The sequence below is a fragment of the Ruminococcus sp. RTP21484sp1_RTP21277st1_D2_RTP21277_210401 genome (genome assembly GCF_040924225.1).
Taxonomy (GTDB): domain Bacteria; phylum Bacillota; class Clostridia; order Lachnospirales; family Lachnospiraceae; genus Blautia_A; species Blautia_A faecis.
The window spans coordinates 139,012-163,643 of sequence record NZ_JBCOMJ010000004.1; the positions used below are offsets into that span (position 1 = coordinate 139,012).

General features: G+C 44.7%; 21 protein-coding genes and 1 pseudogene. 3 read left to right on the forward strand and 19 right to left on the reverse strand.

Translation table 11 applies throughout. From position 1 onward, the window contains the following. Positions 1–83: 83 nt before the first annotated feature. From AB5706_RS04565 to AB5706_RS04600, 8 genes are all read right to left on the reverse strand, one after another. A complete protein-coding gene (locus AB5706_RS04565; protein WP_173717767.1) occupies positions 84–3,698 on the reverse strand; it encodes an ATP-binding protein in 3,615 nt (1,204 codons plus the stop codon). Next, positions 3,695–5,236: a GGDEF domain-containing protein gene (locus AB5706_RS04570; RefSeq protein WP_368365910.1), complete on the reverse strand. Its 1,542-nt coding sequence runs from the start codon at positions 5,234–5,236 to the stop codon at positions 3,695–3,697. The genes AB5706_RS04565 and AB5706_RS04570 overlap by 4 nt, the downstream gene beginning before the upstream one ends. Before the next feature lie 57 nt (positions 5,237–5,293). Then, positions 5,294–6,382, reverse strand: coding sequence for a GGDEF domain-containing protein (locus tag AB5706_RS04575; protein ID WP_173717765.1), 1,089 nt, complete (start codon positions 6,380–6,382; stop codon positions 5,294–5,296). Positions 6,383–6,722: 340 nt separating this feature from the next. Beyond that, positions 6,723–8,171, reverse strand: a complete 1,449-nt coding sequence (gene miaB / locus AB5706_RS04580) for a tRNA (N6-isopentenyl adenosine(37)-C2)-methylthiotransferase MiaB (protein ID WP_118578058.1) — start codon at positions 8,169–8,171, stop codon at positions 6,723–6,725. Positions 8,172–8,732: 561 nt separating this feature from the next. After that, complete coding sequence (locus tag AB5706_RS04585; RefSeq protein WP_118578057.1) at positions 8,733–9,245, reverse strand: DUF6465 family protein; 513 nt, start codon at positions 9,243–9,245, stop codon at positions 8,733–8,735. Between the two features lie 275 nt (positions 9,246–9,520). Continuing rightward, the gene (gene recG / locus AB5706_RS04590; protein ID WP_173772313.1) at positions 9,521–11,599 is read right to left on the reverse strand and encodes an ATP-dependent DNA helicase RecG; all 2,079 of its coding nucleotides are present in this window, start codon (positions 11,597–11,599) and stop codon (positions 9,521–9,523) included. Between the two features lie 425 nt (positions 11,600–12,024). Beyond that, on the reverse strand, positions 12,025–13,710 hold the full coding sequence (locus AB5706_RS04595; protein WP_118578114.1) for a DAK2 domain-containing protein: 1,686 nt from the start codon (positions 13,708–13,710) through the stop codon (positions 12,025–12,027). Positions 13,711–13,731: 21 nt separating this feature from the next. Then, entirely contained in the window at positions 13,732–14,091 is a 360-nt protein-coding gene (locus AB5706_RS04600) for an Asp23/Gls24 family envelope stress response protein (RefSeq protein ID WP_117851829.1), read from the reverse strand. A 212-nt stretch (positions 14,092–14,303) separates the two neighbouring features. Between AB5706_RS04600 and rpmB the strand changes: the two genes are divergently transcribed. Together rpmB and AB5706_RS04610 are read left to right on the forward strand one after the other, a co-directional pair. Beyond that, positions 14,304–14,489, forward strand: coding sequence for a 50S ribosomal protein L28 (gene rpmB / locus AB5706_RS04605; protein WP_118578056.1), 186 nt, complete (start codon positions 14,304–14,306; stop codon positions 14,487–14,489). A gap of 64 nt (positions 14,490–14,553) precedes the next feature. Continuing rightward, the gene (locus AB5706_RS04610) at positions 14,554–14,655 is read left to right on the forward strand and encodes a DUF6783 domain-containing protein (protein WP_368365911.1); all 102 of its coding nucleotides are present in this window, start codon (positions 14,554–14,556) and stop codon (positions 14,653–14,655) included. 68 nt (positions 14,656–14,723) lie between these two features. Here AB5706_RS04610 and AB5706_RS04615 read toward each other — a convergent pair whose 3' ends face one another. From AB5706_RS04615 to AB5706_RS04635, 5 genes are all read right to left on the reverse strand, one after another. Continuing rightward, the gene (locus tag AB5706_RS04615; RefSeq protein WP_173715983.1) at positions 14,724–14,861 is read right to left on the reverse strand and encodes a hypothetical protein; all 138 of its coding nucleotides are present in this window, start codon (positions 14,859–14,861) and stop codon (positions 14,724–14,726) included. A gap of 122 nt (positions 14,862–14,983) precedes the next feature. Then, entirely contained in the window at positions 14,984–15,361 is a 378-nt protein-coding gene (locus AB5706_RS04620; RefSeq protein WP_118578055.1) for a GerW family sporulation protein, read from the reverse strand. 2 nt (positions 15,362–15,363) lie between these two features. Further along, complete coding sequence (locus AB5706_RS04625; RefSeq protein WP_368365912.1) at positions 15,364–16,530, reverse strand: DUF2953 domain-containing protein; 1,167 nt, start codon at positions 16,528–16,530, stop codon at positions 15,364–15,366. Positions 16,531–16,534: 4 nt separating this feature from the next. Then, positions 16,535–16,846, reverse strand: coding sequence for a hypothetical protein (locus AB5706_RS04630; protein WP_148462001.1), 312 nt, complete (start codon positions 16,844–16,846; stop codon positions 16,535–16,537). A 141-nt stretch (positions 16,847–16,987) separates the two neighbouring features. Further along, complete coding sequence (locus AB5706_RS04635) at positions 16,988–17,107, reverse strand: DUF6783 domain-containing protein (protein ID WP_325064515.1); 120 nt, start codon at positions 17,105–17,107, stop codon at positions 16,988–16,990. On the opposite strand from AB5706_RS04635, the pseudogene AB5706_RS04640 reads away from it, so the two are divergent. Further along, positions 17,066–17,176 (forward strand): annotated as a pseudogene (locus AB5706_RS04640) (DUF6783 domain-containing protein); the annotation flags it as partial. The gene AB5706_RS04635 and the pseudogene AB5706_RS04640 sit on opposite strands and share 42 nt — an antisense overlap. A gap of 46 nt (positions 17,177–17,222) precedes the next feature. Here the strand turns inward: AB5706_RS04640 and AB5706_RS04645 are convergent. The 6 genes from AB5706_RS04645 to ruvB all read right to left on the reverse strand — a co-directional run bounded on the left by AB5706_RS04645 (position 17,223) and on the right by ruvB (position 24,626). Further along, on the reverse strand, positions 17,223–17,678 hold the full coding sequence (locus tag AB5706_RS04645; protein ID WP_021925514.1) for an NUDIX hydrolase: 456 nt from the start codon (positions 17,676–17,678) through the stop codon (positions 17,223–17,225). A 96-nt stretch (positions 17,679–17,774) separates the two neighbouring features. Then, on the reverse strand, positions 17,775–19,256 hold the full coding sequence (locus AB5706_RS04650) for a peptidoglycan D,D-transpeptidase FtsI family protein (RefSeq protein ID WP_173715982.1): 1,482 nt from the start codon (positions 19,254–19,256) through the stop codon (positions 17,775–17,777). Next, positions 19,180–20,553, reverse strand: a complete 1,374-nt coding sequence (locus AB5706_RS04655) for an FtsW/RodA/SpoVE family cell cycle protein (protein WP_118578052.1) — start codon at positions 20,551–20,553, stop codon at positions 19,180–19,182. The genes AB5706_RS04650 and AB5706_RS04655 overlap by 77 nt, the downstream gene beginning before the upstream one ends. A gap of 6 nt (positions 20,554–20,559) precedes the next feature. Beyond that, a complete protein-coding gene (locus AB5706_RS04660; RefSeq protein WP_233456019.1) occupies positions 20,560–22,767 on the reverse strand; it encodes a U32 family peptidase in 2,208 nt (735 codons plus the stop codon). A 172-nt stretch (positions 22,768–22,939) separates the two neighbouring features. Continuing rightward, a complete protein-coding gene (locus AB5706_RS04665; RefSeq protein WP_021925518.1) occupies positions 22,940–23,347 on the reverse strand; it encodes a cell division protein ZapA in 408 nt (135 codons plus the stop codon). A gap of 277 nt (positions 23,348–23,624) precedes the next feature. Next, positions 23,625–24,626: a Holliday junction branch migration DNA helicase RuvB gene (gene ruvB, locus AB5706_RS04670; protein ID WP_173715981.1), complete on the reverse strand. Its 1,002-nt coding sequence runs from the start codon at positions 24,624–24,626 to the stop codon at positions 23,625–23,627. Positions 24,627–24,632 lie beyond the last annotated feature (6 nt).

Sequence of the window (24,632 nt, forward strand, 5' to 3'; positions counted from 1 at the left end):
TCATTCATATGCCAGCACCACCGGAAGCCCCTTCCGGTCTGCTGCCAGAGTATATAAAAAGCTCTGGCAGGTACTGGCGCACATCATCCTTTCTGTCCCCGAAGCCATTTTTCAAGGACAGAATAAATCACATTCATGTCAATAGGCTTAGTTACATAATCACTCATTCCACACTCTGCAGCCCGGCTCTCATCCTCCTGGAACACATTTGCGGTCATGGCGATCACCGGAATATTTTTCCAGTAATCGCTCTTTCCTGCACGGATATTTGCCGTGGCCTCATAACCATTCATCACCGGCATCTGAATATCCATGAAGATCAGTTCATAATAATTCTCCGGCCGGGTTCCAAGAAGCTTGATCGCCTCCTGCCCATTCTCTGCCACATCCACGATCAGACCGGATTCGGACAAAAGCTCGTACGCAATCTCCCGGTTCAGCTCATTGTCCTCCACCAGCATGATCCTGCGTCCCTTCAAAAAGCCCGGATCCTTTTCCTTCTCTTCACCAGCCTCTGCTGCCAGTAAGGCCTGGTCAGCCTCCTTCTCTTCTTCCACAAGCTTCAGATCCAGCCGCACAAGAAACGTCGTACCTTTCCCCTGAATGCTCTTTACCTCAATACTTCCACCCATCTGCGCAATGATAGACTTGGCAATAGAAAGTCCCAGTCCAGTTCCCTGGGTAGCATTTGTCATGCTGTTATCTTCGCGTGAAAAAGGCTCAAACAGCTTCTTCTGAAATTCTTCCGACATGCCGATTCCATTGTCCTTCACCACAAAAGAATAGCTTGCTTTGCCCTCTGCAAAGCTATTGCCCTGGGTTACCTTTACCTGCACACATCCATGCTCAGGCGTGTACTTCACTCCATTGGAAATCAGATTGATCAAAACCTGCCTGAGTCTTACCGGATCTGCCAGCACATGATCGTCCCGGATTTCTTCTATATCCATATCAAAAATCTGGTGTTTGTCAACAGCTGCCTGACGGCATACTCCATCCACAATTTTCATGGTTTTGCTCAGGTACAGTGGTTCCTCATGAAGCGTCGTATCCCCACTCTCAATTTTCGACATATCCAGAACCTCATTGATCAGCTCCAGAAGGTGTCTGGAAGAATCGTCGATCTTCTGAAGACAATCCAGAATACGTGCCGGATCGTTCAGATGGTTCATGGCGATCTGGGTCATACCAAGGATTCCATTCATAGGAGTGCGGATGTCATGGGACATACTGCTGAGGAAAATGCTTTTTGCCTTGTTTGCCTCTTCTGCAGACTGATATGCCTCCTTCAGACTGTTCATCAGCTGTTCATTTCTGCTGTGGCTTTCCTGGACATCTGTTGCAATCAGAGTCATCATGCCGGGCATAGCATTTTCCTCGTCCAGACAGATAAACTGGAACCGCACCCAGCGGTAGGCATCTTTTGCCCTGATCCGGGCTTCACACTCATAGCTGCCCTCCTGCTCCAGAAATATATGGGAAAGCTCTGACAGTCTGATTTTCAGCCGTACTTTTTCCCAATCACCCGGTTCGCAGTTTGGCGCCAGATATTCTTTCAGGAAGTCTCCGTAATAACCGTCCGGAATCTTTTTATCCAGAAGTCTCTGGTTTCCGCGGTAGTATACCTTGTATTCGCCAGACATCATATCCACATACAAAATGATCAGAGAATTCCTTGCCAGTGCTCCAAGAAGCTGACGGCTCTCGTTTCCGCTTTTGTGAAGGAAATCGAGAATCGTATCTCCCTCTTCATCACTTTGCTTCCGGCTGCTGGCTTCCCAGTTTTCAATATCTGTAAACAACCTGCTTTCTTCTATTTCAGTTTGGTCTACTGCCTTTCCATATACAGAATAACAGGTACGGATGCGTCCCGCTCCCAGCAGATATCTGAGATCTGCCTGCAGTTCTTTGTCCTCTTCCAGAAGCTCCACCAGCTCCGGACAATAAACAGAACCCTTTCCCCAGGAAAACTCCTCCGCTACCTGTTCCAGCTTCTTGGCATTCTTGTAGCTTCGTCCCACAAAGTCAGTGGCTGCATCCAGACAATCGCTGATATGCAGTATTTCAATAAGAATACGCTCATTTGACCTGGTATTATCAAAATCTGCCGGATATCCTATTTTTCCATCCCAGGATTTGTGATGTCCCAGAACAGCATCCCGATATTTGCGAAGAGCCGGAATCTCCTCGACGAATTTAGCCCCTTCACAGGGATGGCTGAGAATACCATTCTTTTCCCTTTGTGTCAGCTGCCGTGACTGCTTGTTCACAATAGATGCAAGTCTGATCATTCCAATATCCAGAAGCTGTGCAGACTGGGAAACATAGTCCAGAATCGTCTCCTGATTTTCCAGCACTTCCACCACATTCTCATAACCAAAGGTTCCAATCAGAAGCTCCGGCCGCTTTTTCATCACTACATTCAGAATTCGCCTGGCAATCTGCTCCACCATTGCACTGTGCATGGCAGTGCCTTCATCCCGGCTTACCATGATCTGCATAAGAACCAGGGTGTTTATTTCATCTCCGGTAATATATTTCAACACATCCCTGAGAGAACGCCATACTACATCATTCACAAAGGTATCGTTTTCTGTCCTGGACAGCCTGCGAATAGCATGCACATAATTGAATACACAAAAATCACGGAGATCTGGTGCTCCGTGATATTCATCCGCATATTTCTCCAACAATTCCAAAATCGTCGGCAGATGGTTGATCGCAACCTGAAAATAGCGGCTGTCAGAAAAAGACACTCCCTCCTGGCTGTCCAGATCGTCATGCTCCATACTGTGTTCACAGAATTTCCGATAATCCTCCAGAAGCTCTGTGCAGGTTATCTTCCCCTGATAGAACAGACAGGACTTATAATTACAGTATATTTCATCCAACATTTCGTAGGGCTCCGGATTCTTCTCAAGCTCACGCTGATAATATTCTTCCAGAACCCGGGATGCTCTGGAAAGAAGCTTCGGATCAATCTCCCTCACGGTAAATCTCAGGACTGAATTTCCAAGAAGATCATAATTCAGTTCTTCGATCAGTTCATCAAAATCAAACCTCTCTCCGTCTAATTCCCGGACTTTCTCATCATTATAAAATTCCAGTGCCTCATCAATGTACTGCAAAAGCTCCTTGGACGTGTCCAGGTTAAAGTTCATCAACACTATCGGAAAATTATAATAGGAAAAAAGGATTCGCTTCCTTACGTCAAAATCCTCAATCTCAAAATATCTGGAAGAAAGTGCCCGCAGTCTGTCAAAATACATGGCTCCTTTCTTTCCATCTTCATCACTGAAGGGACGGTTATAAAAATTTCCCAGAAGATTCAGGGTCCAGATATAAGAGTCCAGATCATCACTTTTCTGAAAATATCCATCCAGAAGCTCCAGAATTTCCAGCATGGCAAGGTTATCCTCATAGCCCTCATCATCGGCCATGCGGATCTGATGCAGAAATTCTCTTGCCAGTTCCTCGTTCAGCTCCGCCTCTCCGTCAAGGAAGGGGCGGATATACAGATTCAGAAGTGCCTCATTTTCAATGTAAAGCCGGCGCATCATTCTGGATTTGTTCTTCAGATTTTCGATCCACGCCTCCTGGTCTTCTGCCTTCAGCAGATTCTCCTGAATCTGATCTTCCGTCTTCAGATTTTCTTTGTATTTGGTGTAAAAATGAATAATATTTTCCCGCGTGATCATTCCGCCGCACCTCTTTTGGAAATACGCTCATGATTCCGGCTCTTGCACTGATACATTCTTTGATCCGCTTCCTTCACCAAATCTGCGATTTTTCCCTTTTTTTCCTCAAATGCCACAATGCCATAGGAAAAGCTGATGTTGCGGATTTCTCCGTTAATATCAAAATGAATCGGGCTCTTTTCCAGAATTTCGTTTAGCCGTTCCTGGATCTGCTCCGGCTCCAGTGCAGACAAAATAAGGAACTCATCTCCTGCATACCGGTACAGAAGATCCTGCCTGTCCATAGCACACTTCATATTCTCTGCAAAACACACCAGGTAACGGTCTCCGTTTTCATGGCCATAGCAGTCATTGATCAGCTTCAGATAATCCAGGTCAATAAATACAAGGCTGCCCTTCTTATGATTCTTCATAAATCGCTTGCTGTTGTTGTCAAAAGCCGCACGGTTCAGACAGCCGGTAAGGGCATCCTTCTCCATGGACACCTTCAGGCGTTCAATCCGAAGCTCCTCACGGGTAAGGAGACGTACCATCTGGTCGTAATTCTCCTTCTCCTGCTCCAGAGACTCCAGATACATTTTCTCGAATTCCGGTATCTGTCTCCGAAGCTCTTCCCGGTCACTTCCGTATGCAGCCGTGCGCATAAGCTTATAAACCGGGCAGAAGCTTCCACTGAAATTTCTGGCATTCTTAATGTAATTGCCAATACGTATAATATCGTCCCAGCGTTCTTCCTCCGCCATTACCTGAAGGAACTCTCCGAAATAGCAGACGCAGAAGCTTAAGGTATCCCTGGCACCCTCCCCGGCTTCCATTTTCTTCATATAATTGTTAAATTCTTCCGCAATGACCGCCTTGTCTTTTTGCTGGTAAAGGCGAAGATACAAGTCCGTAAATTCCTTCTGAAGCAGGAAAAAGGCTCTGCCATCTTCAGGAATCTCCCGTTCTGTAAGAATCGCCTGCATATCCGCTGACGCCTGCTCTGCACCTGCAACATCTCCCATTCCCAGCTTCACGTAAACCTTGCTGTCATAATAGACCAGCTCATTTAAAGTATCCGAATTCCAGAAATCCACACTGCTGTCACAGGGATCCAGTCTGGAAATATCCATCATTTTCTCCAGATAAAAATCCGCCTCAAAAAACAGTCCACAGTCTGAAAAAGCGGCTACGATAGTGTTATAAACGGATTTCAGAGGGGATCTTAAGGTAAATCCGGAATTGGCATATTTCAGGCCATATTCCACAATCTTCGGGGGAAAACCAAGGCAGAAATAAAGTCTTACCAGGGCAAGATAAAGTCTGGATTTCTCCTTGGAACGCTCCATGTGAACTCCGGCCTCCCGGCAGATTTCGATCAGAGAATAAGCATATTCCCGAAAATTATAGGCAAAAATCCCATAACTTATATAATAGATTTCTTCTGTATAAACAGTAAAATCCGATATCTGCTTCAGCTCCTCCACACAGCGTGCCACATCCTCTTTTGTCCAGGTTCCTGTTTTTACTTTATTTTTTATTTCTTCAACTGTATACATACAAGTTTTATTCTCCTGCTTATTACTGTTGTTAATTCGACAAAAGACCCGGTGAGTTTAATAGATCACCCGGTCTCTTCCCTGTTCTTTGCCCATATAAAGTTTCGCATCCACATTTTTCAGCAAGGTGTCTATATTGGACTTGAAATCATTCTCCTCCACGCCAAACGTCATAGTAACCGGAATCCATTCTCCCCTCCAGTCAAACAGATCGTTGCCCAGCTTCATGCGAAGAGTGTTGAGCATAAGGCATACTTCGTCTCCGTTCATATCCGGGAAAAAGAAGATGAATTCTTCGCCTCCCCAGCGGCACAATTTGGCATGCTCACCCAATTCCCGGCTCATGTGCTGTGTGATCCATACCAGTACCGCATCTCCGCAGTCATGTCCCCAGTGGTCATTAATTCTCTTAAAGAAATCAATATCGCCCATACCAATGGTAAACGCCATAACAGGCTCTTTCCTGCGCTTCTCCGTAATGTACTGTATCATCTGACGGCGGTTCCACAAACCTGTCAGCGGATCGGTCCCTGCCTGTTTCTTCAACTGCTCATTATACAGCACCAGCTTCTTCTCCGCAGATTCCACATTGGAGCTGAACATACTGCACGCTACAGCCATAAGCACAAACGTCACAATGGTATTTATGATCTGTAATACAACTGTAGCCGTTTCTGTCAGGGCAAAAACAGAAATATTTACCCTGCAGTACAAAAACAGGCTGAATCGTACTGCGAACAGAACTACTGTATAGCTGACCTTATACACAAGAGAATTGTAGACAGCAAAATATACCAGTACCAGCATCTCAAACATCAGATGCTGAATACCGCAGTCCCATCCATAGAGAATAACAAACACAATCACCCATGCCAGCTGCAGACTACTGCAGACAAGCACACTGGTGTGTACCTTCAACCGGTATGTTGCATAAAAAGCAGCAACCGACATTGCTGCGAAAATATATCCTGTCCAGACCTCTGTCTTCGGTCCCACAATGCAGAATACTAACGGAATGATCAGAAAATAAAGTCCCAGAATCAACAATATAATTCTGAGAAGGAACAATATACGCTGAGGCTCATTCTCATGAACTGCTTCTTTCCTCAACAATGCATTAAATTTCCTGCACAGCCCTTTAACCATTACAGGTGCCGCCTTTCCCACGAGTGTTCAATATAATAATATTGCACTATTTATCACAAAAATGCAACCTTTTTTGTAATTATTTATATTATTTGCGCTTTTTACTTTACGGTTCAATGGTAACGTTCCGCAAGGTGTTTTTTGCGAACAAAGTTCACAGGAAGTCCGGGAATCTCAGCACGAAATCATGCGAATGCATGATTTCTGCGCATCGCAAAGCGTGTTACTGGTCACGAAGTGACAGTAGCCTTTTTGCCAAATATTGCTTTTTATTCATAGTCAGGATTACAGAATAAAAAAATCTGATATATAAATCTTTTGTAACGATTCGGCAGGTGCTTTAATCCTCCACTCTTGTTCCCATGTAATAGAAGCCTTTACAGGTATCCAGACGCACATTCACATACTTGCCAAGAAGATCCGGGGTTCCTGGAAAATGAACCAGCAGATTATACTGGGTTCTTCCTGTGAAAATACCCTTTTCCTTGCTCTCCGTCTCAACAAGAACTTCCTGAACCTCGCCCTGGAATCTGGAAGAGACTTCTCTTCCTTTCTCCTGAACCAGCTTTAGAAGGCGGTCAAAACGATCCTTCACCACATCCTCTGGAACCTGATCCTCCATCTTCGCCGCAGGAGTGCCGCTTCTCTTGGAATAGATAAAGGTAAATGCAGTATCAAAATCAGATTTCTCCACTACATCCAGAGTTTCCTGAAAATCCTCCTCAGTTTCACCCGGGAAACCTACAATAATATCTGTAGTCAGGGAAATATCCGGCACCGCTGTACGGATTTTCTCCACCAGTCCCAGATACTTCTCCTTATCATAATGCCGGTTCATGATCTTCAGGATACGGCTGCTGCCAGACTGCATAGGCAGATGCAGATGATGGCACACCTTCCTGCTCTTACTCATATATTCGATCAGCTCATCAGATAGATCCTTCGGATGAGAAGTCATAAACCGGATTCTCTTCAGCCCCTCGATCTGCTCCACCTTCTCAAGAAGCTGTGCAAAAGTCACCGGATCCTTCAAAGTCTTTCCATAAGAGTTTACATTCTGTCCCAGAAGCATAACCTCTGTAACGCCATCCGCCACCAGAGCCTCTATCTCTTTCACAATCGCCTCCGGCTCACGGCTTCTTTCACGCCCTCTTACATAAGGCACAATGCAATAACTGCAGAAATTATTACATCCAAACATAATATTCACACCGGACTTAAAAGAATAATTACGCTCTGTAGGCAGCTCCTCCACGATCTTATCCGTACCCTCCCAGATATCGATCAGCTGGCTGTCACGATTCTCCATCTCATAAAACAGCTCTGCAAACTTAAAAATATTATGGGTTCCAAACACCAGATTGACAAATGGATAATCCTTCTGGATCTTATCCACAACCTGCTTCTCCTGCATCATACACCCAAACAAAGCAATCTTCATATCCGGATTAGACTTCTTCAGACTATGCAACTTACCAAGGCGACCATACACCTTAAGATTGGCATTCTCACGAACCGTACAGGTATTATAAATCACAACATCCGCATCCTCTGTTTCCTGTCTCTTAAAACCAATCTCATCCATAATCCCTGCGACAACCTCAGATTGCTTCTCATTCATCTGACACCCAAACGTCTGCAGACAATAAGTAATCCGCCGTCCCAGCTCCCGCTCCCTCAAAGCCACCATCTCAGCCAGCTTCGCCATATAATAATACTGACGCTCTGTATCATCCTGAGGCGGTGTAATACTCGTATCTATCTTACTGAAATCAATTTCATTAAACATACTTTATTCCTTTCATAAAAAGACCCCTTGTCAAATCAAGGGGCTACTCCTGTCTATATCTAAATATTTTATCCTATTTACCCCCTTTTGTCCAGCAATTTATTTCCCCACACTAAGCACTGCCCTGCACACAAGCTCTCCATTTCCCGATCCCATCTTGCACCTTCCCACTTACACAATTATCCTCCCCCAGGCGCTGCCCGCACGCAAGCTCTCCATCCCCCGATCCCATCTTGCACCTTCCCACCTATACAATTATCCTATCCCCAGGCGCTGCCTGCAGCCGCCGTCCCTTCCCAGTAACCAGTGAGAGGAAGTGGGTGCCGTCTGGGGGCATTGCCGAAATGGGGCGTCTGGCGAGCATAGCGATCTATAAAATTGCACTGTCTGAGCCCTGCAAGGGCGAGTTTGCAATTTTATAGATCACTAGGCGGCGGAGCCAGACACCCCATTTCGGCACCGCCCCCAGACGGCACTCACTTCCTCTCACGTCCCTCGAAATCAAAAAAGGCTTCAGGGAACGCACTCACACACTCCCTGAAGCCATTCATATAGGGGAAATTACAGCTCTACGTAATGTCCCTCTGCTTCACCGTTTACTACATAATATGCCTTATTCTCTTCAGTCTTAACGTAAACTTTAATATCCTGGATATCTTCTTCTTTCTTTCCGGTCATCTCTGTCCAGGCCTTTTTCACATTTGCTACTACATCCTTAGTAGTGAATTCCTTGCCTGCATACTGAATAAAAATCTCCTCTGCTGCAACAGCCGCCTTCTTAGCAGTTCTTCTAACAGCAGGCTTCTTAGCCTCTGCCTTCCCAGCTGTCTTAGCCGGAGCCTTTGCAGTCTCCTTAACAGCCTCTTTCGCAGTCTCTTTAACGCTCTCAGTAGCAGCCTTAACAGTCTCTGTAGCTGCTTTCACAGTCTCAACAACAGCTGTCTTAACAGCCTCTGCCTTACTTGGCTCAGCCTTTACCTCTGCTGCAGCTGTAGCTTTAACCTCAGCCACAGTCTTAGCAGCCTTCTTGGCCGCCATTGTTTCTGCCTTTTTTGTAGTTCTCTTCGTAGCCATTATAATAGCCTCCTTGACGGTGAATATAATCTTCGTTTTCGCTTCTATGATAGAATACTACGAATCAATTTTTTTTGCAAGTTCTGATAAAATCCCCCTTGACAAACCATTTCTCTGAATTCATAGGTAAAAGTATACAAACAAAACCTGTTAATTTCAGGAAATCCTCGGGTACAAATCTTAAAATCCTGATAATTTTTGTTTTCTTGCACAGTTATTACCAAAAAAAGGATGGATTTTCTTATTTTTTTCGTCATCTATTTCCCTGTAAAACCTTACAATCCAAGGTTCTCAAGGTCATATTTCATATAAGCATTCAATCTTTCTTTCAATTTTTCGTGCTGGGGCAGCTCCAGCTCCCTGTCAAGATCCAGGATTCCTCCCGCAGCATCACTGGCAGCCTTCAATATATCCGAATCCTGATAAATATCTCCGATCCGAAACTCCAGCTGTCCGCTCTGACGGATTCCAAACAGATCTCCCGGTCCCCGAAGCTTCAGATCCTCCCCTGCTATAAAAAATCCATCATTCGATTTATTCAAAATCTCCAGTCTTCTGGAGGTCTCTTCCTCTTCATTTCCCTGCATAAAAATACAGTAAGACTGATACGCCCCACGTCCAACACGCCCTCTCAGCTGATGAAGCTGCGCAAGTCCGAACCGCTCCGCATTTTCTACCATCATCACCGTAGCGTTTGGCACATTTACCCCTACTTCCACTACTGTAGTAGACACCAGCACCTGGATTTCTCCCCTTGCAAACTGTTCCATGATTCCATTCTTTTCCTTGGGCTTCATTTTTCCATGGAGCATTCCAATGGTGATGTCTGATGGGAAAATCTCCCTCAGCCGTGCTGTATAGTCCGTCACGTTTTCCCCATCTGCCCCCTCACTTTCTTCGACCATAGGGCAAATCACATACGCCTGGCGCCCTTCCCGCACCTGCCTTTCTATAAAGGAGTAGGCTTTCGGGCGATAAGACGTGCCAACTACACAGTTCTTAATCGGGAGACGCATGGCAGGAAGCTCATCTATAATGGAAATATCCAGATCCCCGTATACAATGATCGCAAGAGTTCTGGGGATGGGAGTGGCACTCATAACCAGCACATGCGGCGCATTTCCCCTGGTAGTCAGTGCCTCTCTTTGCTTCACGCCAAAGCGATGCTGCTCATCGGTGATCACAAGGCCAAGATTCTCGTACACCACTTTTTCCTGGATCAGGGCGTGAGTTCCAATGATCACATTTGCCTCCCCGGATGCGATTTCTCCATAGATTCTTCTTTTTTCTTTCTGGGTGGTTGAGCCAGTAAGAAGAACCGGATGGCAGGATGAAATCTCCTGTTCCTCTATCAGTTTTGTAAATGCTTCAAAATGCTGATTTGCAAGTACCTCTGTGGGCACCATCAATGCTGCCTGATAGCCATTTTCCACAGTAAGGATCATTGCCAGAAAAGCCAGAATCGTTTTTCCGCTTCCAACGTCGCCCTGAACCAGCCGGGACATAAGGGTATGCCCGCAAAGGTCTCTTTCGATTTCATGCCAGGCGTTTAGCTGCGCCTTTGTCAGATGATAAGGAAGACCTTCCATAACCTGTTCTGTGATCCATACCGGCTTCATGGGAAAAGCGTTAGGAGCTTCTTCTGTTTTTCCCTTCAGGATCTGTACTGCCAGAATAAACAAAAGAAATTCGTCAAACACAAGGCGTTTTCGTGCCACCAGAAGTTCCTGCATATTGCCTGGAAAATGGACAGTGGAAATAGCATAATTATCATCTGCCAGGTGATAAAATTCCTTAATCTCATCTGGGAGAAATTCTGTCTGCAGGCTCTGTTCATCCAGGATCTGATGCATCAGCTTGATTATCAGTTTGTTTGTAAGCCCTGCAGTAAGTCCGTATATGGGCTGCATGCTGTGAAGGATTTCTTCATAAGCTGCGGGTGTGAAAATCTCCGGATGCTCCATCTCCAGATGACCTTTTTTTCTGGAGATTTTGCCACGGAAAATAAAGCAGCTGCCTTTTTTCAGAGTGTTTTTTAAGTAGGGGGCATTAAACCATACCACAGGAAGTTTTCCGGTGGTATCTGCCACAGTGATGGAGATCACCTGAAGATTACGGATCCTGTTTACATAGACTCCGGCAGTGACAGTTCCACGAACAGACACCACGGAGTTCTCCTTCAAAGAACCAATTTCCTCCGGTGCCTCATATGAGTCGTAATTTCTTGGATAATAATGGAGCAGATCATCTGTTGTGGTGATACCGATCTTCTGAAATAGTTTTTCCGTCTTTTCTCCTACTCCTTTTAGTTCCCGAAGAAGCTTTGCCACTGTTTTTCCTCTCTTTCTGATCATTCATCTCTGTTTCCGGGTCTTTCTTCATTTGCCCGAAAAGTGTTCTCATTATTTTACAACAAAGACTGCCGATTTTCCATACTTATTTCACTTTGCACATGCTAACCACTTCGAACTCAATAACAGCTTCACGGTGCGCAAAAAACTTAATATTACCAATGAGCCTATGTTTATTGTTAAAGAAGACAGGGCGGAAATCTTCCACCCTGTCTTCCATCTCTTTATCACTCGCCGCCCTGCAGCTATTCATTAGTTACTGTTCACTCCGTGACCAGTAACGCGCTTCGCGATGCACAGAAAAACGAACCTTCTTGTGACAAGCACAAGAAGTAGCGTTTGCTGCGCAAACTTAATTCTCGGGTTTTCTGTGAACTTTGTTCACAAAAAACACCTCGCGGAACGTTATCAGTGAACAGTAACATTCATTACTCAACAGAAATAATGTAATAATAAATCGGCTGTCCGCCCATATTTACCTCTACTTCGCAGTCCGGATATGCTTCCTCCAGCTCTGCGGCAAGGCTCTCGGCATCCTCTTCTGTGGTCTCAGCACCGTAGTAAATGCTGATCACCTCAGAATCCTCGTCTACCATAGCTGCCACCATCTCTTTGGCAACATTCTCACGTCCCTTGCCTACTGCAAGAATTCCGTGATCACCGATTCCCATAATATCGCCCTCGTGGATTTCTTTCTCATCCAGTCTGGTGTCGCGGACTGCGTATGTTACCTGTCCGGTCTTCACCATGGATACAGCCTCCATCATGGCTTCCAGATTCTCTTCTCCGTTCATTTCCGGCTGGAAGCTGATCAGAGCTGTGATTCCCTGCGGAATCGTCTTGGTAGGAACTACCACGATCTCTTTGTCCTCGGTAAGGTCTCTCGCCTGGTTTGCAGCAAGAACAATATTCTTATTATTCGGGAAAATATAAATAGTATCTGCATTTACTTCAGCGATGGCATTGAGCATGTCCTCTGTACTTGGGTTCATGGTCTGACCGCCCTCGATGATATAATCTACATTCAGCTCTTTAAACAGGGTGGAGAGTCCTTCCCCGACGGAAACACTGATAAATCCGTATTTCTTATGCTCTTTGGCAGCTTTCGCAGCAGCTTCCTTCTTCTCCTGTTCTTCCTGCTCCCGTGCAAGCTTCTCGGCATCCTTGATCAGCTTCTCCTGGTGTTCCTCACGCATGTTATCAATCTTCATGCGGGAAAGTGCACCGTAGGTAAGCGCTTTCTCGAATGCCTGTCCAGGATGATTGGTGTGTACATGTACCTTCACGATTTCATCATCTGCTACCAGTACAATGGAATCACCAATTGATGTAAGGAACTCCTTGAAGCTGTGAAGCTCCTCGTCCGGAAGAGGCTTGTTCAAAAGAATGATGAACTCCGTGCAATATCCAAATTTGATATCCGCTTCTGCCTGCTGGGAAATCCTGGTCACTGCCGGACCGGAAGATACTTTCTCAAATGCAGAATAGTCGATTTCTTTTCCAAGATAACCATCAAATGCACCACGGAAAACTTCTAGAAGTCCCTGTCCGCCTGAGTCTACTACACCTGCTTCTTTCAGGACAGGAAGCATTTCCGGTGTGCGGGCAAGTGTCTTCTCAGCATGCTCGAAAATGGCACGGAAGAAAAGCTCCAGATTCGCAGATTCCTCTGCAATCTCAGCAGCCTTTACTGCGGCCTCACGTGCTACTGTAAGAATGGTACCTTCCTTCGGCTTCATAACCGCTTTGTATGCAGTCTCTACAGCCTTCTCCATAGCAGCTGCGATCACAACTGCATCCATTTCTTTATGTCCCTTGGTTCCCTTGGTAAAGCCTCTGAGAAGCTGGGAAAGAATAACGCCTGAGTTACCTCTGGCTCCACGCAGGGAACCGGACGAAATAGCCTTGGCGAGTGTCTCCATATCAGGATCTGTAAGACTGCTTACCTCTGATGCAGCTGACATAATAGTCATTGTCATATTCGTACCGGTATCTCCATCCGGAACCGGGAATACATTCAGCTCGTTGATCCATTCTTTCTTCGCTTCCAGGTTCTTGGCTCCTGCCAGAAACATTCTGGAAAGTATCTTGGCATCTATGGTCTGTCTATCCACCACAAGTTTCCTCCTCTAATCCTAATCTATTGCACGAACACCTTCTACGTAAATGTTGATCTTCTCAATCTCCATTCCTGTAAAAGCCTCGACTTTATATTTCACATTGTTTACAAGATTATCTGCAATAGTGCTGATATTCACACCGTACGCCACGATTACATGAAAATCAAGGCGAATCTTATTATCTTCTGTGATCTTAACATTTATACCATGCTGTAAGGAATCTCTCCTGAGCAGCTTTACAAGGCCGTCCTTCATGCTGACAGCGGCCATACCGATAATACCAAAACATTCTACTGCAACGCTTCCTGCATAAGTCGCGATTACATCCGTATCAATAATGATCTGGCCAAGGCCGGAATCTATACGTCCCTTCATATGGTTTACCTCCATTAATTTGATTTTCAAAATGTATATACCATATTATACCCTTTTTTCATTCATAACACAATGTCCAATTTTAGCACGCATCCACGCAAATAGCAAATTTATTTTAAATTGTTTTAAAATTTTCCTTTTTTTGCTTGCAAAATGTTTTTCCATCTGTTAGAATATGAACTGTTGAAAAAAAGCGTCAAGGAGGTGCTATCATGGCTAAATGCGCAATTTGTGAAAAAGGTGCTCATTTCGGAAATAATGTGAGTCATTCCCATAGAAGATCCAATAAGATGTGGAAATCAAACGTGAAATCCGTTAAGGTTAAAACTGAAGGCGGAGCTAAGAAAATGTACGTATGTACTTCCTGCTTAAGATCCGGAAACGTTGAAAGAGCCTAAGAAACACCTGCCCTCACAGTTTTGTGGGGGCTATTTTTTTGTTTCCCGAATAAGCATTTTCTAAGTGTGTTTGAAAATCATTCTCGCAAAGTGTGGCGCACATTTTGCAGAAAGCCTTTTTTCAACAAACTCCAGAGCAGCTTCTCCCAGACAGATATTATTTTAATAAATGGATAGTTACATAAAATGTAAATGGGTATGAAAGGATTCGCTGATAATCTTTTCATACCCATTTTATTTACAAAATAAATGATAGCCACACAGCATACACAAAGCTGCTGCAATCAGAAGTGCGGTGGTCTCGGAGACAAGCAAGCCGATCACCATTCCAAGTCCGATGAAAAACAGCATAAAACCAAGAGCTTTTCCCATAATTCATACAGCCTTGCCTCTTTGGTTTAGTATATTTTATGCTAAAATGCCACATCTGAACACATTAACTTCTAAAATAACCGCCTGCAGCTTTTATAATCAGTTACTCGATCAGACACGATCTAGTTCTCTTCAGAATCTACAGTTTCATCCGCGCTGTTATCTCCGCCAGGTGCGAAGCGGTTTACAAAGTCAGGAACCATATCCAGAACTTTAGTAAGACCATCCTGGTTCTTTACGTTTACAAGCTTGGTGGTACCATTCTGGATTACCAGAACTGCGCATGGGGTCATCTTTCCGGCGAGACCTCCGCCGCCATTGTTCTTTTTATCACCTGCAAATGCACCAGCGCCTACACCAAAGGATACATCCACCAGTGGAAGTATAATGGTGTCTCCTACATGGATCGCATCTCCTACCACTGTCTTCGCAGATACAAATCCATCCATTCCCTTAAACAGGGAGCTTACGGTTTCTTTAAAGTTGTTTTCGTTTTCCATTTCTAGTCCTCCTTATGCTTCCATCGGTTGATAACGTATTTTATATTTTTATTGAAGTAAATCTCTATTGCTGCCTTGATAAGCACAATGCCATAAATACGACCTTTCAGAAATACATTTCCAGTCAGCTGGTTCTCTCCATCAAAAAGCGGATTCACATGAATCCTGTTCTTGTGAAATGGAAAGGTCATACCAAGCACTGCCAGAACTGTCCCGGTAATGGCCGGATCATCGCATCCAAAAGTAACATCACCTTCCAATTTCGTTGGAAGTACATGATGGAGCAGACCTTTTGCATCTTTCCATATAAGAGAAATTGCAGCCTTGGTCCGTTCATTGGTAAGAAATTCTTTCCACCAGCCAAGCTTATCTGTGATTCCTGAAATTGTTTTCTTTATATTTTTAATTTTCTCAATTATACCTTTAATTATTGAAATAACCTTATTCCACAGATTACCCGGGAATCGGATTATTTTGCTTAGTATTTCCCAAATACGCGTAATTAAGCCGGACTTTGAAGCAGATTTGATATTTTTTTCCTGCTTCTCTGCTGATGGCTTCCCTGTCTGCGGTTCTGCTGTATTATTTTCCAACAGCACCGCCTCAGTTTTTGGTGCATGATCTTGAAAATTCTCTGCTGCATGTGCTTCAGGCTGAGATGCTTTCTTCTCAGTTTCTATGCGAGACTCTGCCATCTGCTTAGTTTTCTCTTCAGCAACAGCATTACTCACATTCGACTCTTCACCAGAAGCTTCTTTTACATCTGGCTTTTTTGTTCTGTTCTCCTGAGATATTCCCTTCGTTTGCGCAGATTTCTTTTTCCTCTTCTTTGCCTTACTCCTGGAGGTTTGGCTGACGGAGTTCTTTCTTCTGCCGCCTTTTAGCTTCTTAAGCCAGCCTTTTATAGTTTCTAATGAAACTCCAAAAAACAGGATCACCAGCTTTCCTTCTCCATTATGAAAGCAAAACCTGACGCCTATGACGTGGAACAGCCAGGTAATTCTGGCTTCCAGTTCTGTCTCCTTGAAGCTGCCGGTCTCCTTCACAGCCCTCGCCTGGTAGCGTACCGGGCAGAACAACAGAAGAAGCACTGCCAGAAGCGCAAATCCCAGCAGGATTCCCAGTATGATCAATATAAACTTTATGAGGATCCACAGTATATGTAACATGCGCTCACCTGTTCTTAAAATATTCTTTTACCTGAAATGCACCTGTCTCCCCGTAAATATTCTTCACAATATCTACTGCCAGATCAATGGCTTCGTCTTTTCCCTTCGCCATACCAACAATCTCAGGACATCTGGCATAATAGCTCTTCTGGATCAGCATGTAGGACGGTACAATTTCAAGAAGATTTCCCGGATTCTCAGACAATGTGACCAGATAAACACCAAAAGCCACCCTGCCTGCGTCAATCCTCCTCCGTGCTTTTGCCGCGTCTTTGATTCCTTCTCCCACATAATAGTCTTCTCGCCATTTCAGCATATTCGGCACAACTCTCCTTTGTTATTACTGCTTGACATACACCTTTTGTTATATTAATGATTCCCTTCTCTGGAAATTTTAAACATTTTGCAACTATTCCGCAAAGCATTTCTTGTGAACCTCGTTCACAGAACGAACCTGTCAGATGCTAAAGCGTGTTTGAAAAAGGCTTTCTGCAAGATGTGCGTCACAATTTGTGGGAGATTTTGTCCGGAGGAGGGCGCCGTAGCGGGCTACGGCAACCGAATTCGGGCAAAATATACCGCAAAGTGGGGCGTGCAGATTGCGGGAATGCTTTTTCAAACAGGCTCTAGCAACATTATCATATAATAAAGGCTGCGTAAATCAGCTACGCAGCCTTTATTCTCCCCATGAATCAGAAATATTTCTGCTGCCTGTCCCATAATCCGGCACTTCGCAGTTCCAGATATTCCTGGTACGCCTTCTCAACGATCTGCTTCTCGTTTGCAAAACGAAGCAGATGGTAAATCTCGTGAAACTTGTAATACCCGGAGTCCACGAAAAATTCCTCTCTTTGAGGCTTGCTATGATAATTATCCGCCGTCATAAGATACCAGTGTACCTCTTTATTGACCATGTCTTCCGGCACTGTGAAATTGTACTGGCTCTTGCCTACATACTTCACAATGGAAGCTCTGACATCAGCTTCCTCCTTCACTTCCCGCAATGCGGTCTGCTCATGAGTCTCTCCTGGCTCTACGGTTCCTTTCGGTAAAACCCAGCCTTCGTAACGGTTTTTGTAAGATTTATATAGTGCAAGAATCTTACCTCGATGAATTACCACACCGCCACAGCTCGTTGCTTCTATCATGCTGCAATCCTCCTGTAATGCGTGTGTTTTCTAAACTGTATATAGTATACCTCTTTTTCAGAAAACTGGCAACAGGGAATATCATATAGATTGCTTTTAGCTGGCGTGATAAGCATCAAAAATCTGTCCCGCAATCGGAACTGCTGCCTCACTGCCGGAACCGCCATTCTCCACGATCACGGCAACCACCAGATCCGGATCATCCACATTGGAATAGCCGATAAACCAGGAATGGCTGTGTCCTTCCTCGTCAAACTCTGCGGAACCAGTTTTACCTGCTACTGTATAGCTTCTGCCGGAAAGTGCGGAAGCTGTACCGGAATCAACCACCTGTTTCATTAATTTGCCAAGAAGATTGGCCTCATTGGAACTCATCAGCCGTTTATAAGCTACCGGTTCTGTCTTTTTTACTGAATCGCCATTGTCATTTACCACCTCGTCAATAAGATAAGGTTTCATCAGAACACCGTCATTTGCAATGGCACAGGTGATCAATGCCATATGCATAGGAGACACAAGAGTATTGCCTTGTCCAATGGCAGTCTGCATGATCAGAGGCGTTACGGAATCTGCATCAAGGGAAAAGCTGCTGGTTCTGTAGGAGTTCAGAGGCAGACTCTTGTTAAACAGAAGATTCTCCGCAGTCTCGCGAAGAGACGCACCCCCAAGACCAACTCCAATATCTGCAAATGCACAGTTACAGGAATTTGCAAATGCAGAATAGAAATTCTCCTGCCCGTGAACTGTATTGTGATAACAGTGGATCGTGTGATCCTGCAAGGTGATACTTCCCTCACAGAGATAATTGTATCCCTCAAAAGTTCCTTTTTTGCGGAAATAGTCAAGTGCAGTCACAACCTTGAAGGTGGAACCTGGCGGATATGCACCATTTGTGGCTCTGTTCAGAAGACTGCTGTCATTCTCGTCGTTTACCAGATAGTCCCAATTATCCCCAATGGTATTGGGATCAAAATCAGGCTTGCTCACTTCTACAAGCCTTTTTCCGGTAGATGGTTCCATTACCACAACAGCCCCTCTTCTGTCACCCAATGCATTGTATGCAATGCTCTGAAGATTGGCATTCAGGGTAGATACAACCGTATCTCCTGTATTCTTCTCATTAAGGAACTGATTCTTCATCTGCGTCAGAAAAAAGGAATGGGAAGTCAGAAGGGTAAAGTTCGCCTCTGATTCCAGACCGCTTTTTCCATTGGTATCATAACCCACAACATGGGAGAACATATTGGAATATGGATAATTACGTGTCTCAGTTCCATCCTCACTTACATTGGTCTGCGCCAAAATCTGTCCGTCAGAAGACAGGATCTTACCTCGTACTACACGGTCGGAAAAGGAATCCTGTCTGGTATTGTAAGGGCTGTTAATAAAATCATCGCTTTTAAAGCCATCGAAATAAATCAGATACCCGATCATACTGATAAAAATAATCCCAAAGAAGATGGAAACAAAGGTATATTCTTTATTTCTGGCTTTTCGCTTTTTAGTAATCTCTTTCTTCCGCTGCCTCAACAGCTCTCTGTCTCGCTCTCTTTGCTGCCTCTCGTCGATGTCTCTCAATTTCTTCGTCCTCGTCCTCTCTATAAATATACAAGCCCTGGATAATAGCGATCATCAAAATCATACACATAATGGAACTTCCTCCATAGCTGACCAGAGGAAGAGTCACACCTGTCATAGGTATGAATTTGGTAGCACCTCCAATGGTAAGGAACACCTGAAACGCATATTCCGCACCAAGACCAATGGCGATCAGTTTATAAAATGGATTCTTGATCTGCAGGGCAATCTCCACGATAGTAAGGAAAAAGCTCATACACACAAAGATCAGGCAGATGGCAAAAATCCCGCCAAGCTCCTCGCAGATCGCACTGAAAATAAAGTCGTTTTTTACAACCGGAATTTTCTCCGGAGAGCCCTGGCAAAGTCCCATTCCAAACCATCCGCCTGTACCAATGGCAAACAGGGACTGTACAATCTGGTATCCTTCATTCTGATAAACTGCCATAGGATCTTTCCACGCACTGACACGCTGCCTTACATGACCAAACAGGTGATATGCCACTACAGCGCCTGCTGTACCGCCTGCAATTCCAATGCAAAGGTATGCCGGCTTCCTGGTTGATACATAGATCAGCACCAGATAAGCTGCAAAAAAGATTACAGCGCTTCCAAGATCTCTTGAAAGCACCAGGATTCCCACATGGAGACCTGCCACAACAGTAGCCAGCACAACTTTCTTAAAAGTTACCTCTCTTGCCAGAAGGGATGCCATAAAGAACACAAAGGTGAGCTTGATCACCTCGGAAGGCTGGATTCCCATCAGAGAAAGCTTGGCGCCGTAGCTTGTCTGTGCCAGAACAAGAACTGCTCCAAGAAGAACAATCCCAAGCCCTGCATACACCCAGGTAAGATCCTTGAGAAATTTCATCTTGCGGATCATAACCGGGATCACCAGCGCCACTGCACTTCCGCACGCAACGATCAAAAGCTGCTTATTGGCAGAGGCAATATCCAGCCTGCACAGCATTATAAATCCAACGCTTAAAAGCATGCACATATTATTTAAAAGCAGCATAGACGCATTTTTATAAATTCTGCGGTATAAAATAAGGATCGCAGCAAAATATATCATCATTTCTGCATAAAAGATGACAACCTTAAAATCAAAGGTTTTCAGAAAAATCACAACAAATGCGGTAAAATCCAGAAAAAAGGTTAAAGTGATCTGACTTCTTAAAAGTCCTTTCCTGTCTGAAGCGTGTTTCCCCACAACAAGGTAGTAGCACAAAACTGTGTACACGATCATCAGTGTCAGGATCACATATTTGGATAATTCAACAACAATATTAATCATACGCCTTTACTCGGCTCCTCTTTTAAAATGACCTTTTGTAAACTCATATTCGTGAGATACCTGGCTGCCATGATATGCAGCCACAAAGTCTTCCACGATCCGTTCTGTTTCTTCCCTGCTTTCTATGGTAAAAGCCAGTCTTACAGATGAAACACCAAGCTCTTTCACCCTGTCAGCTTCCTTCAAAAGACCGTATGGCAGACTGTTATAGATGATATTATAACACGACTCTGCCGCCTTTGTATTTCCCATTTTCCATGGACGACAATAACAGACTACAGGAAATTCCTTGTCATAACGGTCTTTCAGAACAAGCCTCTCCTCCTGTCCATTGCAGCCGAAAGTATTCTTTCGTACACACTGGGCGCTGTGCATAAGAGGCAGACGGCCGTAGACAATCATCTCGCTGCCTGCATTTTCTCTGTGGCGAAGTTCCTTCTCATTCAGCTCCAGGGGAACTGTATTTCGAAGGATTCCCTGATCTTTCCAGAAACGGATGGCTTCATCATTCCAGGTATACAGGGAGTGATCCAGCACACACTTGTCTGCCAGTCCCATCTGTGCCAGTGCACTGTAGGACTCCAGATTCCGCACAAGAAATCCGCTCAGCCCTGCTTCCAGCCACTTTTTCACCTGCTCCATATAGCCTTCCGGTGGATTTTCTCTTGTAATATGAGGAAGAGAAAGATACATTTCTTTTCCATTGTCAAGACCTGTCTGCAAATGTTTCTCTATTAATGCGTAAGGAAGATAAATACCCTGGATTCCGTCTTTTTGGCAGAGGACTTCAGAAGCCTCCTCGCTTTCACAGGACACGTAAACCGGAATGTATTCCTCTTTTTTGCGGGGAACATTATCACAGGCCGCAATCGCACTGATTTTTGCCGGCGTCTCCTCCGCAATTCTCTTAACCCGCTCGTCTCCCACGTTTCGCCTGTATTTTTGTAAAAGCTTCTCCTTCAGTTCCTCTAATGCCTGATGCCGCGCCTCATTTAAAGTCTTCATGGGAACAAAAACGGAATCTTCCATAAAAATTTCCAGTTTTTCCCATATAAATGAGGTGTTTCCCAGCTTGTCCATCTGCTGACGCACCCGCTCTTCCGTTACCGGCTGGCTCTTTGCGTATTGTACTTCTCCAACACATTCATATGCATCTTCCCCCTGACAGGAAACATAAAGAAGAACCGGAGAACCGGGGACAAGGTGAAGTTCGCCTGTAATTTTCTCTTTCAGCTGCTTCGTTTCCAGAAAAACTTCCCCCGTTTTTTTCTCATTTGTAAATGCCATCATCTGAGGACCATTTCCCATCTGATAGTAGCCTGTACAGGAACCGCCTCTGTTAAACAGATCCAGAAGATATTTTTTATCTTTTTCTGTCACATGATAATTCGCAGGTCCTTTTTCAAAAAGAAAATCCAGATATTTCCGATACATACCGGTAACGCCAGCAGTGTAAGCCGGCTGCTTCATTCTGCCCTCTATTTTCAGAGAGGTAACTCCCGCTTCTATAATTTCAGGCAAAATTTCAATGGTACAGATATCTTTCAGGCTCAACGGGCAGAATTCTCCTTTTCCATACTCTTTTGCCCTGAAATTCTTCACCTGGTACGGCAGACGGCATGGCTGGGCACAACGGCCTCTGTTTCCGCTTCTGCCTCCCAAAAGACTGCTCATCAGACATTGTCCTGAATAGCTGTAGCAAAGTGCTCCATGGACAAAAGCCTCTATCTCAATTGGGCAGGCTTCATGCATACGGGAAAGTTCCTGAAGGGAAAGTTCTCTTGCAGCTACCACCCGGGTCGCCCCCTGATCTGCCAGGAATTTCATTCCTTCCGGACCAGTTACAGTCATCTGCGTGCTGGCATGAAGGTGAAGTTTCGGAAATTCTTTTTTCAAAAGGGAAAATACTCCCATATCCTGGACGATCACTGCATCCAGGCCTGCATTGTAGTATGGTTCCAGATAGGAAACCAGTTCTTCTTTTAATTCTCTATTTTTTAACAGGGTATTGACCGTAAGATACAGCTTCTTACCATGAATATGCGCCACATCAATGGCGCGAAGAAGCTCTTCTTCGTTAAAATTCTGGGCATATGCTCTGGCTCCGAACATTGCACCGCCTACGTACACAGCGTCCGCACCTGCTCCAAGTGCAGCTTCAAAGCCTTCGTAGGAACCGGCAGGAGCCAGCAATTCTATGTTATTAGGATTCAAAGTTTGTCCTCCAATTTTTATGAAAATTTAAGGTTTCTTCAATGAAAACAGCCTCCACAATTCACAGCTTTTTCCTTTATGTATAGCAGGCCTAAATCTGCAAATTGCGAAAACGTTTTTTACACACTCTGATAAAGGAAAAGAGGAATCACCTAAGCAATCCCTCCTGCTATTATTTCAGCATTTCATCCAGTTCTTTTTCCAGTTCTTTTACTTTACCCTCCAGAAGATTCTTCTCGTCAAGGGCTTCCTGTTCATTCTTCTGTGCCTCTTCAATCTGCATACGAAGAGAAATAAGCTCATGCTTCAGATCATACATCTCCTGATCCTTCTGCTGCAGATCAAGTTCATAAGTCTCCACCTGCTTCTTCGCCTTGAAGTAATCGTCGGTAATGTTCAGGCTGAGAAGCATATGCTTGGTCTCCATAGGCTGTCTGCCGTATCCTGGCACAGTCTCCAGCTCTCCTATCTTCTTATTCATATATGATGCAACCTGCTGGAAATATTCCTCTGATTCATATCCTCCAAGGGTAATGATCTTACCCCCGATGATCACCTGTGCTGTATTCTTGACCGCCATTCGTTCAAGCCTCCTGTATCTTTATACTACCAGCTTCTCCTTACACTGTTACCCACAAATAATCCGCTGCTTTTCTTCTATAGACAGTAACCGTATCGCGGAATATTAGCAGAAAACAGCAACTTCATATTGTTACTGTTCACTCTGTGACCAGCAACATAATATGCCCGGAAAAACCAGTCTGTTTATTATCTTTTCGTATTACAATTTATGTAAGCACTCCTATTATAATCGAAAAATGTTGAAAAGTATAGGATTTTTTACAAAAGTTTATCTTTTATATTTCCGGAACAGGAAAACCAAGGTGTTCGTAAGCAAGTGCGGAGGCCATCCGCCCTCTCGGGGTGCGGTTCAGAAAGCCATTTTTCAGAAGGTACGGCTCATACACATCTTCTAAAGTACCGGAATCTTCACCGATGGCTGCTGCCAAAGTGTCAAGTCCAACAGGGCCGCCTTTGAAATTTACAATAAGAGTAGTCAGGATCTGGCGGTCCAGTTTGTCCAGACCATATTGATCTACCTCCAGAAGGTTCAAAGCAAAGCATGCAACATCGTAAGTGATCCTTCCATCATATTTCACCTGGGCAAAATCACGGACACGCTTTAACAGACGGTTTGCAAGACGGGGCGTTCCCCGGGAGCGCATGGCGATCTCTCCGGCACCTTTCACGTCAATTTCTACTCCAAGTACCTGGGCAGAGCGCATGATGATTGTGGTTAGTTCCTTCTTACTGTAAAATTCCAGATGATGAATTACACCAAAACGGTCGCGGAGCGGCGCAGAAAGAAGCCCGGCTCTGGTGGTAGCACCTACAAGGGTAAATTTCGGCAAATCCAGTCGGATCGACCTGGCGGAAGCGCCCTTCCCGATCATAATATCGATGGCGAAATCCTCCATGGCAGGATAAAGCACCTCTTCCACCTGTCTGTTCAGGCGATGGATCTCGTCTACAAAAAGAATATCCCCTTCCTGAAGATTATTCAGAATCGCCGCCATTTCTCCAGGCTTCTCAATTGCAGGGCCGGAAGTCACTTTCATATGCACACCCATTTCATTGGCAATAATACCGGAAAGGGTAGTTTTTCCAAGTCCCGGAGGGCCATAGAAAAGGACATGGTCCAGGGAATCGTGACGCTGTTTGGCAGCTTCAATATATACTTTTAAGGTATTTTTGGTTTTTTCCTGGCCAATATACTCGTCCAGGGTCTGTGGGCGAAGATTCCCTTCCAGAGAAAAATCCTCTTCCATAACATCAGTGGTTATGATACGATTGTCCATTTTTTA

Excerpts from the sequence above, each read along its gene's own strand:
- recG (WP_173772313.1), bottom strand. The coding sequence starts at position 11,599 with ATGATCAGAAAGAGAGGAAAAACAGTGGCAAAGCTTCTTCGGGAACTA.
- rpmB (WP_118578056.1), top strand. The coding sequence starts at position 14,304 with ATGGCTAAATGCGCAATTTGTGAAAAAGGTGCTCATTTCGGAAATAAT.
- AB5706_RS04625 (WP_368365912.1), bottom strand. The coding sequence starts at position 16,530 with ATGTTACATATACTGTGGATCCTCATAAAGTTTATATTGATCATACTG.
- AB5706_RS04620 (WP_118578055.1), bottom strand. The coding sequence starts at position 15,361 with ATGGAAAACGAAAACAACTTTAAAGAAACCGTAAGCTCCCTGTTTAAG.
- AB5706_RS04570 (WP_368365910.1), bottom strand. The coding sequence starts at position 5,236 with ATGTATACAGTTGAAGAAATAAAAAATAAAGTAAAAACAGGAACCTGG.
- AB5706_RS04645 (WP_021925514.1), bottom strand. The coding sequence starts at position 17,678 with ATGATAGAAGCAACGAGCTGTGGCGGTGTGGTAATTCATCGAGGTAAG.
- AB5706_RS04565 (WP_173717767.1), bottom strand. The coding sequence starts at position 3,698 with ATGATCACGCGGGAAAATATTATTCATTTTTACACCAAATACAAAGAA.
- AB5706_RS04575 (WP_173717765.1), bottom strand. The coding sequence starts at position 6,382 with ATGGTTAAAGGGCTGTGCAGGAAATTTAATGCATTGTTGAGGAAAGAA.
- AB5706_RS04585 (WP_118578057.1), bottom strand. The coding sequence starts at position 9,245 with ATGGCTACGAAGAGAACTACAAAAAAGGCAGAAACAATGGCGGCCAAG.
- ruvB (WP_173715981.1), bottom strand. The coding sequence starts at position 24,626 with ATGGACAATCGTATCATAACCACTGATGTTATGGAAGAGGATTTTTCT.
- miaB (WP_118578058.1), bottom strand. The coding sequence starts at position 8,171 with ATGTTTAATGAAATTGATTTCAGTAAGATAGATACGAGTATTACACCG.
- AB5706_RS04600 (WP_117851829.1), bottom strand. The coding sequence starts at position 14,091 with ATGAAGGGACGTATAGATTCCGGCCTTGGCCAGATCATTATTGATACG.
- AB5706_RS04630 (WP_148462001.1), bottom strand. The coding sequence starts at position 16,846 with ATGCTGAAATGGCGAGAAGACTATTATGTGGGAGAAGGAATCAAAGAC.
- AB5706_RS04665 (WP_021925518.1), bottom strand. The coding sequence starts at position 23,347 with ATGGCGGTCAAGAATACAGCACAGGTGATCATCGGGGGTAAGATCATT.
- AB5706_RS04655 (WP_118578052.1), bottom strand. The coding sequence starts at position 20,553 with ATGATTAATATTGTTGTTGAATTATCCAAATATGTGATCCTGACACTG.
- AB5706_RS04615 (WP_173715983.1), bottom strand. The coding sequence starts at position 14,861 with ATGGGAAAAGCTCTTGGTTTTATGCTGTTTTTCATCGGACTTGGAATG.